Annotated in this window: 9 protein-coding genes; 1 reads left to right on the top strand and 8 read right to left on the bottom strand. The window is 37.0% G+C overall.

Features of this window, described 5'->3' with window-relative positions; genetic code table 11:
• Positions 1-55: 55 nt before the first annotated feature.
• Positions 56-2,323 (bottom strand): DNA internalization-related competence protein ComEC/Rec2, encoded by a 2,268-nt coding sequence (locus I6F43_RS15125; protein WP_197102979.1) that lies wholly within the window; start codon positions 2,321-2,323, stop codon positions 56-58.
• On the opposite strand from I6F43_RS15125, the gene I6F43_RS15120 reads away from it, so the two are divergent.
• Entirely contained in the window at positions 2,303-2,809 is a 507-nt protein-coding gene (locus I6F43_RS15120) for a DUF2062 domain-containing protein (protein WP_007586895.1), read from the top strand. The two genes, I6F43_RS15125 and I6F43_RS15120, sit on opposite strands and share 21 nt — an antisense overlap.
• 120 nt (positions 2,810-2,929) lie before the next feature.
• On the opposite strand, the gene I6F43_RS15115 is transcribed toward I6F43_RS15120, so the two are convergent.
• From I6F43_RS15115 to I6F43_RS15085, 7 genes are all read right to left on the bottom strand, one after another.
• Complete coding sequence (locus tag I6F43_RS15115; RefSeq protein WP_197102977.1) at positions 2,930-4,675, bottom strand: DUF3466 family protein; 1,746 nt, start codon at positions 4,673-4,675, stop codon at positions 2,930-2,932.
• 11 nt (positions 4,676-4,686) lie between these two features.
• Positions 4,687-6,600 carry an ATP-binding cassette ATPase Uup gene (gene uup / locus I6F43_RS15110; RefSeq protein WP_197102975.1) on the bottom strand — a complete coding sequence of 638 codons (1,914 nt, stop codon included), beginning with the start codon at positions 6,598-6,600 and terminating at the stop codon, positions 4,687-4,689.
• Between the two features lie 15 nt (positions 6,601-6,615).
• Positions 6,616-6,855, bottom strand: a complete 240-nt coding sequence (locus tag I6F43_RS15105) for a glutaredoxin family protein (RefSeq protein WP_007586898.1) — start codon at positions 6,853-6,855, stop codon at positions 6,616-6,618.
• A complete protein-coding gene (rlmKL, locus tag I6F43_RS15100; protein WP_007586899.1) occupies positions 6,848-8,965 on the bottom strand; it encodes a bifunctional 23S rRNA (guanine(2069)-N(7))-methyltransferase RlmK/23S rRNA (guanine(2445)-N(2))-methyltransferase RlmL in 2,118 nt (705 codons plus the stop codon). The genes I6F43_RS15105 and rlmKL overlap by 8 nt, the downstream gene beginning before the upstream one ends.
• A gap of 357 nt (positions 8,966-9,322) precedes the next feature.
• The gene (locus tag I6F43_RS15095) at positions 9,323-9,853 is read right to left on the bottom strand and encodes a cell division protein ZapC (RefSeq protein WP_007586900.1); all 531 of its coding nucleotides are present in this window, start codon (positions 9,851-9,853) and stop codon (positions 9,323-9,325) included.
• Positions 9,854-9,970: 117 nt separating this feature from the next.
• Entirely contained in the window at positions 9,971-10,981 is a 1,011-nt protein-coding gene (gene pyrD / locus I6F43_RS15090) for a quinone-dependent dihydroorotate dehydrogenase (RefSeq protein WP_197102974.1), read from the bottom strand.
• A gap of 120 nt (positions 10,982-11,101) precedes the next feature.
• Complete coding sequence (locus tag I6F43_RS15085) at positions 11,102-15,943, bottom strand: NAD-glutamate dehydrogenase (RefSeq protein WP_197102972.1); 4,842 nt, start codon at positions 15,941-15,943, stop codon at positions 11,102-11,104.
• Between the last annotated feature and the right edge of the window lie 187 nt (positions 15,944-16,130).

Raw genomic sequence — 16,130 nt, 5'->3', positions numbered from 1 at the left:
TCTCTAAATACAGTAACAATCTGTATTGTATCCTCCGATGAGATAAAACTAAACGTCAATCTTTGATAAACCAGTAACTTTCCTGCCCTCTTGCTGTTTCTATAGCCAAATTCTTTGCATAAAATTTAATACTAATTTGCCCTTCAACGCCTGTCGTAAATTGCTGAGCGTTTATTTGGTTATAACGTTCGACGACAAGAGGCTTAGGGAATTCCCATTGCCCTTTATAGGCACTTGAATGAATAACTACTTGGGGAGCAACGTTATTTATAAAATTAACACTTGAGGATGTATCGCTGCCATGATGCGGGCTTAACATTACTGTACTTTTCAACGATTTATTATCCGCTAATAGCGATGCTTCACGCGCCTTTGATATATCACCGGTAAGTAACACGCTATGAGTATTATCTGATACCCTAACAACGCATGAATCATCATTTTCATTTCCAAACCCTTTTGTACTAAAGCTTTGTACTTTTAATCCAGCAAAATCAATGTTTATGACTTCACATACATTATGTGTATTTTTAGGATGAAATTGTTGTAATGTTTCACCAAAGCCAGCATCTATGAAATGTTGTAATCCTCCAGCGTGATCATTATCTTCATGACTTAGAATCGCCGTTTTCACTGTTAAATTATTTGCTTTAATATAAGGCAATAAAATACTTCGCGCACGGCTAAAGCGATTGAAATAACTGGGGCCAAAATCATAAATAAGCACTTGTTTATCTTTTTCAATTAATGCCATAAGTCCATGCCCAACATCAAATACATGTAGTTGCCACTTAGACTTTTCTGTTAGCCAATAATTTAATAAAAGCGTTATTGCTGGAATAAAAGCGAGCCATTTATAAGGAAGAAAATAAACCATCAACATAATAATATAAGTAAAAACGACAAATATTGAGTCAATTCTGCCAGTCGTTATCCATCTTAACGATTCTGGTATTTCATTAAGCAATTTAAATAGCGCATATAAGCCTGTATCAAACAGGTTTATTAAAATACTTATATCTAAGAAAATACTCAGTAATGTAAAAACAATTAAAAAAGGTAAGATAATGATTGAAAGCAGCGGTATAGCAATTAAGTTTATTATCAAACCTGCAATACTTACCCCATTAAAAAAATAGAGTGAAAGTGGCAATAAACCAATAAATAACGCTATTTGAATAACAAACAGTGAAATAACTTTGTTTTTTATGCGAGTGTTTAATATTGGTAATTTATTAATAACTGTAAAAATGATAGCAACAGCTAAAAATGAAAAGTAGAGACCTGGATTGAGTAAATTAAATGGGTTAACAATAAAAACAATAACCAAGGCAAATAAAATGCTCCGCCAACGCAGCGGCTGCTTAGCAAGAAAATACAATAATAAATAACAACCCAGCATGATAAGCGCTCGCGTTGCCGATACTAAAAAGTCACTTAAGTACACATAAACCAAGGCTACTAAAAATCCGCATGAACTGTAATAAAGAGTCAGGTTGAATGATTGCCCAATCGAAGAATTAATTTTTGCAAAAATGAATCGAGTAAATAGATAACCGAAGCTAAAAATCAAACCAATATGTAACCCCGATATAGCAAGTAAATGACTTAGCCCAAGAGATTGCATTAATTGTTTGTCAGCGTAGCTCATCAAAGATTTTTCACCGCTAAGCAATGCATAATAGAGCCACTGTAATTTTGTATCCGTATAAGTGTTTTTAAGGAAGTGCTGATAATCTAAAATTATGCTTTGTTTGTCGCTATTTATAATATTAAGATTTTTATTAAGCACTTTACCTTTAAATAATATTCTACTTATAAAAGCATAACGTTCATTATCAAATACATTAAAATTTTTATTACTACGAAAATGTTTTAAATGAATTAAAGCAGAAAATTCATCACCTACTATTAAAGGCTGTGCAGAATTAACACTGAGCATTGCTTTGGGTGCTCTAAAATCCGAAAAATTACTCCCTTCTAATGCCACTATTTTAACTTTAATATATTGAGGTTTTTTGTCAGAAATAACCTCTTCAACAATTAATGTAGAATCAAGTGCATACTTTTCATCCGGTTTTGGTATTTCAAAACTATAAAAAACGTAAAAATGCAGACCAACGAAGCAAATTGCACAAATAAAGCCTAACAATACATTTAAAAACGGCTTAAAATAAGCGCTCACTATAACAATGAAAATTGTAAATACTGTAAATTCGAGAGTTTGATAATAAAATACGGTTGCTATACAGCCAATTACAAACCCAAGACTTATCCACACTGATGTAAATGGTTGCTTTAAATGGCTAAAAAAACGATCCAAAGATTTTTACCTGATCCAAATAAAATTAGACATCATAAATCACTAAGAATATTTGGACGCCTTTTACAAGATGCAAATCTTTGGCATTTAAATAGACGTTCTGCTCGAGGTGCATTTGCAGTCGGGTTATTTTTTGCTTTCATCCCTGTTCCTTTTCAAATGGTTTTAGCAGCAGCCGGCGCTATATTATTTAGAGTTAATTTACCTATCTCAGTAGCATTAGTATGGCTTACAAACCCTCTAACTATGCCACCTATTTTTTATGGCTCATACTTAGTGGGTACATTAATACTTAATCAGCCTGAGCAACACTTTGTATTTGAAGCTAGTTGGTCTTGGTTTCTTGAGAGCATAGAAACTATTGGTCCTGCATTTTTACTAGGTTCGTTAGTATGTGCTTCTATTGCATCAATTATCGGCTATTTTGGTATTGATATTATTTGGCGCCGTTCTGTTAAAAAGGCTTGGTTATCGCGAAATAATTAGTAGCGTTAAAGCTAAATAATAATTATAAGATTCATGGCAATCCTAATCTTATAAAATATTATAGACGAAAAAAAACCAACTTTATTAAGTTGGTTTTTTTATAATCAATATTATTAAACTTTAAAAGCGAAATATACGTCTTAAGCCAACTAATGGTAATAGCAATAATGTATACCAAGGAAAGCTAGCAGAGTTACGCTCATACACTTCTGCTTCTACTGGAGCACAGTTTTCTACTTCACCATTTGCAATTGGCGTTAACTTAACTGCAACTGCAATACTTTCGTATTCAATTTCACCATTGATATCAGTTACAGCACCGCCTAAAGAATCAAGTTTTTCAACTGTCTTAGTCGCAGTACCAAATATTTCATTATTTTCATTGATAGCTGTTGCTTCAACCATTGAGTAAGCGTAGTCAGTTTCGCCATCAGTGTCATAACAAGGCAGTAAATCATTCAAATTAGTGATTTTATCTTCACCAATTTTGTAAATAAAGGCTTCTTTGAGTCGTGAACTATCAGATACACCCACTTCCCCTTCGCCTACAATATATCCTTGATTATTTATATCGTTGCCATAAGAACTTGAACTTGAAAAATAATCAGTTGGAAAAACTGTATTACCTGTTTCGATGTCATGATAGAAGAATTTATTACGAAGAGTGCCTTCAATACGCTTTGTCGCATAACCTGTAATTACATCATTATCATTAATAGCGATTGATTTACCAGCCTGCCAATCGTCTTCTTGATTAATAAAGTCAGTGACTGCACCGTCTTTAAAATAGACTGGCATTGTAAGAATCGTATCATCATTTTTGTAATAACGCGTATTTGATGAACCTACAATTGTACCGTTGTTGTTCACTGCTAAAGCAGTACTCGTAAATGCGTCATCTTCCGTTTCACCTTCATCAGGTGTAAGTGCCATACCAAGCTCTTCAACAGAAATAATATTTAACGATTCATCAAGTTCCCATTTAACAGCACGCTTATTAAATAAGCCTCGTGAAATATTAGAATTTAATAAGTTGATACACACTGACGTTGGTTCGTCTTCATTATCACAGTTATCATCAATATTATCTTGTCTGTCATCAGGAATACTTGTAGAAATATTACCTACAACAGTGTAACCACTATTTGTTTTGACTATATCGTTAGCCCGGCTTGTGCCGCCATATTCATTAAACTCAGGCTCTAACTCAACACTTATACTGCCATCAGCACTTATTACAATCCCACGTTCTATAAACTCATGTGTGAACCACGTTTCTGCATCATCTTCACCATCAGGTGTAAAAGACACTTTATCGTAAGGAGCACCGCCCCAACCAACAGTAACGCCGTCTTCACTTACAGCATTAAAAAGGTTAATAGTTGAACGCGTTAAGCCATCATAATCAACAGATGCAACATCAAATAACGGTTGCTCTGTTACTTGTGTGTCATTGTACTTTATGCCAACTAATGAGCTTAATTTTTGATATTCAAAATTTGTAGAAATTGAAGATAAAAAACTAACCATGAAAGTATGTGCATCAGAATTAGTAAGTACTGCATCATTATTTTCAATGTCATCAAGTGTAAAGGTAATCTCTTTATCACTTAAATCAAATGCAGCCTCTGTATTATCGTAGCTATTTTCAATAATATTTTCAGTAAAATCTATATAGCTGATATCAATAGGTAAATTGTATAAACCATTTGCGAAACCAATAATATGCCCGCTTTCGCTTACATCTGTTACATAAGAATATTTAGCGTCTTCAAGAGTCCCTAATTCACTTAACTGGTACGTAGCACTTGTTGCTGAAGTGCTTAATGTCGCTAAAATACTGGCAGCGAGTAATTTATATTTCATTTTAGTCCTTACTACTGATTCTGTAATTCTTCAAGTTCTTCCCAGCGCTCAAGCGCAGCTTCAAGGTCAGACTCAAGTTGTGCCAAATGGTTCAATGCTTTAGTTGTTACATCACTCTCTTGTTTAAAAAAGTCTGAGTCACTAACTACAGCTTGTTGAGCTTCAATTTCAGCTTCTAGTTTTTCCATTTTATTCGGTAGTTGCTCTAATTCAAGTTTTAATTTGTAAGAGAGTTTATTTGTTTTAGCTGCAGGTTTAGCAACTGGAGCGACTACTTTTTCAACTTTTTTTACTGGTTGCTGCTGCGTTTTTTTTTCTTGTTCAGCTAAATAGTTAACGTAAGCCTCATAGTCGCTATAGCCACCTACAATATCTGTAACTTTACCGTTACCTTCAAACGCCCATACACTTGAACATGTATTATCAATAAATTCACGGTCATGGCTTACAATCAGCACTGTACCTTGGTATTGATTAATGATGTCCTCTAGTAACTCTAACGTTTCAATGTCTAAGTCATTTGTTGGCTCATCGAGAACAAGGATATTAGACGGTTTTAAAAACAATTTAGCTAATAGTAATCTGTTTTTTTCACCACCAGAGAGTGCTTTAACAGGGGTTCGAGCACGTGCTGGCGGGAATAAAAAGTCTTGTAAATAACCTAAAACATGACGTGAGCGGCCGCCCATCATCACTTCTTGTTTACCTTCGGCAACGTTATCTTGAACTGTTGCTTCTTCATCAAGCTTTTCACGATATTGGTCAAAGTAAGCAAACTCTAAATTAACACCTTGCTTAGTTATGCCGCTATCTGGTTCTAAATCACCAAACATTAGCTTTAATAGTGTTGTTTTACCAATACCATTTGGGCCTACTAGACCGATTCTGTCACCGCGCATTACCAGTGTAGAAAAATCATCAGCAATAACTTTGTCTTTAAATGCATGACAAAGATTCTTAGCTTCAAATACTAACTTACCAGAGCGATCTGCTGTTTCAATATTGAAATCAGTTTTACCAACTTGGTCAACACGTTGCTTACGCTCTGTACGAAGCTGCTTTAACTCACGAACTCTACCTTCGTTACGCGTTCTACGCGCTTTAACACCTTGGCGGATCCATGTTTCTTCTTCGGCTAAACGCTTATCGAACAATGCATTTTGGCTTTCTTCTACTTTTAAATCATGGGCTTTTTGCTCTAAGTACGTAGCGTAATCACCAGGGTACGAAATAAGCTTACCACGGTCTAAATCTAAAATACGCGTAGCAACAGCGCGAATAAACGCACGGTCATGCGATATAAATACGATTCCGCCCTTAAACTCTTTTAAAAATTGCTCAAGCCACATGACGCTTGCCATGTCTAAATGGTTTGTTGGCTCATCAAGTAATAATAAATCAGGCTCACTAACAAGTGCACGTGCAAGTGCTACTTTACGTAACCAACCACCAGAAAGAGACTCAAGTTTAGCTTCTGGCGTTAATTCTAATTGTGTTAGCACTAATTGAATTCGGCTATCAAAGCGCCAGCCATCAGCCGCCTCTAGTTGATTTGATAAACGTTCAAGTTTGTTTAATAACTTATCGTTACACTCTGTTTGAAGCTCATTACTTACATGATGAAAATCAATGAGTAAGTTTGCAATCTCAGGCATACCTTGCGCAACATAATCAAATACAGTGCCATTTGCGCCTTTTGGTGGATCTTGTTCTAAACGAGAAATTCTAATCCCGCCTAGCTGATTTATTTCACCATCATCTAAAACAACTTCGCCATCAAGCACTTTTAATAGAGTTGACTTACCCGCGCCATTTCGACCAACAACACACACTCTTTCGCCACTTTCTATAACGGCATCTGCTTTGTTAAGCAAAGCATGCGTACCAAAAGCAAGTTGTGCTTTTAAAATTCTAATTAAATCCATAGTTCTTATTTGCTCTTATTCTGCTTGTGCTAAAAATTCGCGCACAGTGTGTAAAGTAAAAGGCCAAAATAATTGCTCGCCTTTTTCACTTTTTAATACAGGAATAGTAATTTGATACTCAGCTATAAGCTGCTCATCAGTCATAATATCGATTAGTAATAACTCACTCGTATTACTAAGTACCTCAGTGATAAGTTGCTCAGCTTGCTCGCACAAGTGGCAACCATCAGTGTGGTATAAAACCCATTTAGCCATGTGTGATTAACCAGCTATTATGGATTTTTTTATTACGTTTAAAGTCTGGTGATAACGTTTTATCTGAAATATTAATGGCTTTTAAACCTAAACCAATCAGACCAACTTCATCTATCACAAAGCCACGTTTGTTATTAGAGAAAATTAAGGTACCTGATGGGCTTAAAATCTTTTTAACCCACGTTAATAATTTAATGTGATCGCTCTGTACATCAAACGCGTCTTTCATACGTTTTGAGTTTGAAAACGTTGGAGGATCTAAAAATATCAAATCATATTGTGCTGTCGCGTGCTCTAACCATTTTAAACAATCAGCTTGTTCAAAACGGTATCGTGTATTACTAATACCATTTAAATCAAAGTTATCTTGGCCCCATTTTAAGTAGGTCTTTGATAAATCGACTGTAGTAATGGCTTTAGCACCACCAAGAGCAGCATGTACAGAAGCTGTACCTGTGTATGCAAAAAGGTTTAAGAAACGTTTATCTTTAGCATTTTCTTGAATATAACGGCGCATTAAGCGATGGTCTAAAAACAAGCCTGTGTCTAAGTAGTCAAATAAATTAACTTTGAACTTAGCACCAAACTCTTCAACAACCATAGTACGGTTTTGTTTAGACATAGCGGTGTATTGATCTTCGCCCTTCTGCTTTTTACGTACTTTTACAGCAATGTTTTCAGGTGAAATCTCAAGCTGTTGAGCCGTTAAACTTATTACGTCTTGCAGGCGTTTTTCTGATGTTTTTTCATCAATTTCTTTAGGCGCTGCATATTCAAAAATTACAGCAGAGTCACCATAAATATCTACAGCAACATTGTATTCAGGGATATCTGCTTCATAGACGCGATAAGCATCTATTTTATTTTGTTTAAGCCAGTTTTTTAAGCCTTGCTTATTTTTTTTCAATCTATTTGCGAATGACGTTGAGCCTTCAAAATTGAGTGCTTTTTTGTCATCTGTGGTCAAACTTACTTGCTTATCATCTAATTGATATAAGTTAAGTTCTACATCAAGCGGGCCATTTTTAAATTTATAACGCTTGAGGCGCACAAGTTTTAAAAGTTTAAATAAGCTCTCGTCCATACCCAATAAGGCAAGTTTCCAGTGATTGAAGTGCTTTTTAAAGCCAACGCCTAAATTACGGTGTAAATCAACAAGCTCAGCCATAGAGCCAATACGCTCACCATAAGGTAAGTTCGAAATTACAACACCCGGTAATTTTGCAACAGCTGTAAGTTTAGTTGCATCACTTTGCTTAAACTTAATCACGTCGTCAAGCTCGGCTCGTTTAGCATTATCAATTGCTTTACTTAATACTTGCTCATCGTAATCGTGGCCAATTAACCACAATTTAGGATCAGTAATATTAGCGAGTAACTCTTCTTTAAGCTCTTTAAACTTAGCGGCTCTAAAACTGGGTAAACGCTCAAAAGCAAAACCTTCACGGAATAATCCTGGCGCTTCGTTTCGCGCCATACCGGCAGCTTCTATCAAAATAGTACCCGCACCACAACATGGATCGAATAAAGGCTGTTTTACATTTTCAAGCCAGCCACTTCGCTTAATTAATGCAGCAGCTAAGTGCTCTTTAATTGGCGCTTTACCTTGGCCTTGGCGGTAACCACGTTCTGACAAACGAGGACCTGAATAGTCAATATACATCGATACGCCGTAACGATTTAATCGTGCAACTACGCGCACGTTAGCATCTTGCTTATCAACGTTAGGACGTTGCTCGTATAAATCATTAAAATAGTCAACAATCGCATCTTTGATTACAAGACCCGAAAATTGCGTGTTTTTTAATGAGTCATTGGTACCGTTGAAGTCGACAGCGAATGTTTGCGTAGGTCCAAACCATTCTTGCCAAGGTTGCGAGCGCGCAAAATTATACAGGCTATTTTTGTCATCTACGCCTTCTTTTTCTTCAATAAGCATAAGCACACGCGTTGCAAAACGAGTTGATAAACAAACCTTTTGCGCAAGTAATGAGTCAGCCTCAAAACGAACAGAACCAACAGTTTGCTTAGACACGGTTGCGCCAAGTTCTGTTAGTTCATCAACCAATAAATTTTCGATTCCGATAGAAGTAAGTGCGATAAATTGCAAAGTAATAACCCTTAATAGCTAATTGCGCAGGATTATAACATAGGTTGGGCGACAAACACGCCATAAAGACACGCTTAAAGCTTAATTTTGATGAGGGTCTGTTGAACTTTCAAGGTTAAATTTGCAGCAGTCTGTTTGGTATTTAGGCAAGGCAGAGCCTATGCAGTGTGGTTATTCCCCATAAATGGGCGAGAACGTAGCATTAATGCCAAACAGGCGCTGCCCAAAGGGTTCTTCCTAGGGACTATTTACTCTTTGTTGCTCGGTTTTTACTTAGCCCACTAGGTTACAAATCTCGCGCTGCGATTAAATAGCCCCTAGTTTGAACAAATTTTAATCCGCAAAGATCAACAGACCCTACGCGGTTTGACTTTGATATTGCTGATTTAGGATGGGGTGGACTCGATTATTCAAAATACGGATTACTTCAAATTGCGCTAAAGATAAGTTTTCGTCTAATTTAAAGGTTTCACTTAAATTCAAACAAATAGATGCATCAGGACAATGCTCTACAATTAAAAAATCACCTGACTGCGCTTTAGATGTTAATTTTACTATTGCCTCTACGCTTGGCTCTGTCCCGGTATATTCTTCAAAAAACCAACTTTTTGCTAAAACGGGTTTTAAGTGATACTTAACAGCAGTAGCATTTAATGATATTTGACAAATTTGAGCCGCAGACCACAATTCAAATCCATCCAGATAATTATAAACTTGTTCGTAAAATGCAGCATCTTCGAGACTAAAACGTGGATTTTTAAAAACAGAATCGGTGAGCTGTCTTAATTTATAAGGCGTGCATAATTGCATGTCGTCATTTAAATCAAGTAACAAACGATTTTTATCAGGACAAGTAATCCACTGCCATTGCTTTGATGCTTGTAACATTTACTCCTCCTTGGGTATGTTGAATAATTATTGCTCAGAGTATAACCGCTTTTGACCACTTTTAAAATGTTTGCTTAGAACATTTAGCTAACGATCAAAAGCTTAGATAACTGATCCTTATAAGCCGTTAACGATCGACTTTACCAATTGTGGACCTTTGTAGATGAACCCAGTATAAACCTGAACTAAATTTGCGCCTGCATCTAACTTTTCTTTTGCAGATATAGCATCATCAATACCGCCGACTCCGATGATTGGTAGCTGACCTTGTGTTAAGCGTTTTAGTTCACTTACTACCTCTGTAGAGCGCATTCTAACAGGGTGACCTGATAAACCGCCCGCCTCTTGTGCATATTGCTGCCCCATGACTGCGGCTCGTTCAAGCGTTGTGTTTGTGGCAATTACACCATCAATTTTATTATTTAAAAGTGACTCACTTACTTGCTCTATTTGTATTTGATCGAGATCCGGTGCAATTTTTACAAGCATAGGAACTTGCTTATTATGCTTTGCAATTAAATCTAACTGTTCATTTTTAAGACTTTGCAATAAATCATCAAGTGCAGCACCATATTGTAAATCACGAAGCCCTGGGGTATTTGGTGATGAAATATTTACCGTAATATATGAGGCATGCTCAAATACTTTACGCATACAATGAATGTAGTCATCTTTACCTTGCTCGTTAGGTGTATCTTTATTTTTACCAATATTGATACCGAGTATGCCACTGTACTTTGCTGCTTTTACATTTTCGACTAAATTATCAACACCTTTATTATTAAAACCCATACGGTTAATAATTGCGTTTGACTCTGGAAGTCTAAAAATACGTGGCTTGTCATTACCAATTTGAGGACGCGGTGTAACCGTTCCAACTTCAATAAAACCAAATCCCATTTGACTAAATGCATCTATACATTCTGCATTTTTATCCAGGCCAGCGGCAAGCCCTACTGGATTTTTAAATTCAAGACCTAAAAAGTTTACGGGTTTATCTGAAACACTTTGTGACCAAGCTATATTTAGAGGCGTATTAGCAAAACGACGAAGATTATTAAGTGCAAACTCATGCGCCCACTCCGCATCACGGGTAAACATAAAACGGCGAGCTAAATCATAAAACATCAATATAATCCTCTTTTTAAATTTCAGACAAAAAAATACCTCAGACAAGGCTGAGGTATTGTATAACAATTTTAACAATCAGTTATTTATTTACTAAACAAATAACTGATTAAAGCTAAATTATTTTCCTGATGTATCACAGTTGTGACTTAATAACATAAGTTCACGAAGTGCAACTGAGAACTTAGCAAAGTCATGGCTTTGTGATGTTTTAAACTCAGCCAACATTTGTTTCCAACGCTGAAGTAATAAATCTTGGCTATCCATCCACTCATCTATTTGGCTATCAACATCGCTCTCGTCACCTTCAAAGCTATTTAGCACCACTTCAGATAACGTACGTTGCTGCCAATCAAGCTCTTCACGGTAAGATGAACGAGCAAGTGCTTGCCAATGATTTGCTACTGGTTGCTTAGTTATTTGCTCTAAGAACCAATGCAGACCCATTCTCGCGCCTAGTTTAAAGTAAGTATTCGATACCATCGAAATACTCTTACCTGAATTATTAGCAACCTCAGCTAAATCCATCACAGAGAATAAGCTTGATAACGAAACAATACGCTTAGCTATATCTGCAGGAACGCCGGCATCAATTAACTTATTAGCTTCAATTACAATACGGTCATTTTCTTTTTCAATCATGTATGTATTTAAATTATCGCTTAAATCTTTAAACGTTGGCGCAAAGAATTCAATTCCTTGTTCAATCGTTTGTGACTTATTACGATGACGTAAGAACCAACGCGTAGTACGGCGAACAGTACGACGAAGTTGGTAAAGCATTTCAGTTTGTACCGCTGCTGGTATTTTATTATCCAGTGCGCTGATAGAAGACCATGTATCGCGCATTTCAAATATTTCGCTAGCAATTGAGTAACACATTGCAATTTCAGCTTCGTTGGCACCGGTTTCTTCATGCATACGTACCATGAAGTTTAAACCCATATCATTAACGATACTGTTAGCAAGTTTAGTTGCAATAATTTCTTTACGAAGTGGATGGTTGTTCATCGCATCGTTAAACTTCTCACGTAGAGGACGTGGGAATGACTTCACAAGCAATTGACGATAGTAAGGGTTTTCAGTAATTTCATCACTTACTAAAGACTCTTTTAATACCATTTTTGCGTACGAAACTAGCACTGAAAGCTCAGGGCGAGTTAAGTCTTTACCTGCTGCTGCACGTTCTGCCAATTCTTCATCACTTGGAATGAACTCAATAGCACGGTTTAACTTGCCATCTTTTTCAAGTGCATGAATAAAGCGAATCTTTTCTTTAAGCGTGGAAGTACCTTTAGACTGCGTAATTGAAATAGTATGTGTTTGTCGGTAACAGTCTTTTAATACTAATTCAGATACTTCATCTGTCATTGAATAAAGTAGCTCATCACGTTGTTTACGTGTTAAGTCGCCTTCAGCAACCAAGCCATTAAGTAAAATCTTAATGTTAACTTCGTTATCTGAACAGGCAACGCCCCCTACGTTATCAATAAAGTCAGTATTAACACGACCACCCTTAGCTGCAAATTCAACACGACCTAATTGAGTTGCACCTAAGTTACCGCCCTCACCAATTATTTTAGCGCCTAAATCTCTACCATTGATACGTAGTGCATCGTTTGCACGATCCCCTACATCTGCATCAGTTTCTTTAGAGTTTTTAATGTATGTACCAATACCGCCATTCCACAGTAAATCGAACTCCATCATCAATGAAGCTTTCATTAACTCATTTGGGGTCATACTTGCTTTTTTAGTACCCAACATTTTTTTCATTTCTTGGCTGAGCGTAATTGATTTAGCAGCACGAGAGAAAACACCACCACCGGCAGAAATTAACTCTTTGTTGTAATCTTCCCAAGATGAACGCGGCATATTAAATAAACGTTCGCGCTCTGGGTAAGAAGTAGCAGCATCTGGGTTAGGATCAACAAAAATGTGCATATGGTTAAAGGCAACTTGTAAACGAATATGCTTAGATAACAACATACCATTACCAAATACATCACCCGCCATATCGCCTATAGCTACCACTGTAAAGTCAGTCGTTTGACAATCGATATCCATTTCACGGAAATGTCGTTTAACTGACTCCCATGCGCCTTTAGCTGTAATACCCATTTTCTTATGATCGTAACCAACCGAGCCACCTGATGCGAATGCATCGCCTAGCCAGAAATTGTATTCATTAGCTATGCCGTTTGCGATATCAGAGAAAGTAGCGGTTCCTTTATCGGCTGCAACAACTAAGTAAGCATCATCTTCATCGTGGCGAACAACATCGCGAGCTGGCACTACTTCACCGCGCTCTATGTTATCTGTAATATCTAGAAGACCACGGATAAAGATTTTGTAACACTCTTGGCCTTCTTTTATAAACGCTTCGCGCTCACTAGGTAATTGTTTACATACAAAACCACCTTTAGAACCAACAGGTACTATTACTGTATTTTTAACTTGTTGAGCTTTAACTAAGCCAAGTACTTCAGTACGGAAATCTTCACGACGGTCAGACCAACGCAGACCACCACGCGCTACTTTACCGTAACGTAAATGCACACCTTCAACGCGCGGAGAGTATACAAAAATCTCAAACGCAGGAAGAGGAAGCGGTACGTCAGGAATTAAGCTAGGGCGTATTTTAAACGATATATACGCTTTAAACTGACCTGCATCATCTTTTTGGAAATAGTTAGTTCGTAGCGTCGCAACAATCATATCTACGTATAAACGTATAATACGGTCATCATCAAGGTTTGCTACATTTTCAAGTTCTAAGTAAATTTGCGTACTTAACTTTTCAAGTGTTTTAGCACTTGCTGGGCTCTTAACTGAGAACTTTTTAGCAAATAAATTAACAATTTGCGCTGCAATGTTTGGATAATTTGCAAATGTGCTTTCAATGTAACTTTGTGAGAACGTTACACCAATTTGACGCATGTACTTAGCGTAAGCACGTAAAATAGAGGCTTCGCGGCCAGTTAGCCCACCCATTAACACTAAACGGTTAAAACCATCATTTTCAAGGCGGTTGCCCCACACATTTGTTAATGCAGCGCGAAAACGTGCTGAAATTTTATCAAAGTCTGCCATCCCTTTGCTGTCAATAAGCATCGAGAAGTCCATGATCCAGTTAATACGACCATCGCTAGTTTTAACTGAATATGGTGTTTCACCAACAACGCGCAGACCAAAGTTTTCAAGCATTGGCATAACATCAGATAAGTGAATTGGCTCATCTTTATGGAATAAGCTTAATCGTACAATATTACTGTTTGCTTCTTCTTGAGGACGGTAGAACAGCATTTCTAGCTTGTTTTCATCGCTAAGTAGTTCTAACTTTTCAATATCAACAACCGCAGCACTTGGAAGCACTTCATCTTTGTATGAGCGTGCAAACGCATTACAGTATTTACGATTTAAATCGTTACCACGTGCTTCACCCGCAGACTCTAAAAGTGCAGATTGAAGTTTATCTTCCCACGTACGTGCAGCTTCTACTAAATTGTTTTCGATGTCTTTCACGTTATATTCGATCTTGTTGTCGGTCACACGAACGGTGTAATGAGTACGCGCCAGTGTTGACTCAGAGAAATAAGTAGTAAATTCGACTTTATCGTCAGAATTAAATGCATTAGCTAATATATCTTGCGTTTCACGACGAAGAGCCGTGTTATAGCGTTCGCGAGGAACATAAACCATGCAAGATAAAAAGCGACCATACGCATCTTTACGTACAAACAAGCGACACATATCGCGCTCTTGTACTTGTAAAACACCCATAGCAACTTCAAGTAGCTCACTTTCGCGCGCTTGAACTAGCTCATCACGTGGGTAGGTTTCTAAAATATTTAAAACAGCTTTGTAAGCGTGTGTACCTTTAGCAAAATCACACATTTCCATAATGCGGTTAATTTTACTTTTTAAAACAGGCACATCAGTAGCACTATTATTGTAAAAGCTTGATGAGAACAAACCAATAAAGCGGTCTTCACCAATTACATTGCCTTCATCGTCAAAACGCTTAATACCTACGTAATCAATGTAGGCTGGACGGTGAACGCGAGAAACAGAGTTTGTTTTTGTCAAGATCAGTAGGTTGCTGCTGCGTGCTTCTTGGCGAGCAACTTCTGGTAATTCTGATAATAATCGTGTGTGTTCTTCAGTAGAGTTTTTCATCAAGCCAAGGCTTGATTCCATTTTACCTTTTAATTGGTAATCACCTTGAACTGGGCTTAGCTCATATTCACGGTAACCCATTAGGGTAAAGTTATCTTTCGCTAACCAATCTAAAAACTCAGTTGTTTCTGAAACTTCTTCTGTCGTTTTATTATGATGACGTTTAGGTAACTCTTTGGTTACTGCAATCAATTTTTTACGAATTGGCTGCCAATCATCAACAGCAACTGACACATCAACAAGAACCGACTCTAACTCTTTCTTGAAAGACTCAATCACAGAAGAATCTGTTTGACGGTCAATTTCAATAAAAAATACTGTTTTAGTAGATGAGGATTCTTGCTCTGCTTTTAAATTTGATAATCCAGAAATTTTAGCGTTTTCATCGCGCTTAATTTTTAATGGGCAGTGAAGTAATAAGTGAGAGGCGATATTTTCACGAGTCATGGCCATACGAACAGAATCAACTAAAAACGGCATGTCTTTAGTAATAATCTCTACGATTGTATGTGATGACTGCCAGCCATCTTTTGCCACTTCAGGGTTGAAAACGCGGATAACAGCGTCGTCGGTAGTATTTTTTTCTAGCGAGTTCCAAAGGCTTAATGCTGCGCCATATAGGTCACTATCGTTGCGGTTTGCCAAATCCTCTTTAGACATATTGCTGTACAAGGCTTTGGCGAATTTCTCAACGAGTAACACATTATCAGCGCGAACTTTTTTCTGGATCAGCTTGCAGACATTATCTAGGATAACCGAGGCTTGGCCTTCATTTCGTGTCATTGTATGTTCCTTAATCTATTACTGCTCAGGAGCAGGAATTTGTACAGCTATTCATTAGCGTGGAGTCAATTAAATTCTAACCCTTTTACAGCTAATAAACAGCCTTTTCGATGAAAACATTTTAAGCATTTCAGCTATTTGGTCATCTATTCACAAATTGTAGATATAAATGGCCTTTACAGGCCAT

It is taken from the genome of Pseudoalteromonas sp. NZS71_1 (genome assembly GCF_015864305.1).
GTDB classification, from domain to species: Bacteria; Pseudomonadota; Gammaproteobacteria; order Enterobacterales; family Alteromonadaceae; genus Pseudoalteromonas; species Pseudoalteromonas arctica.
This window is presented reverse-complemented; position numbering and strand designations above follow the sequence as displayed.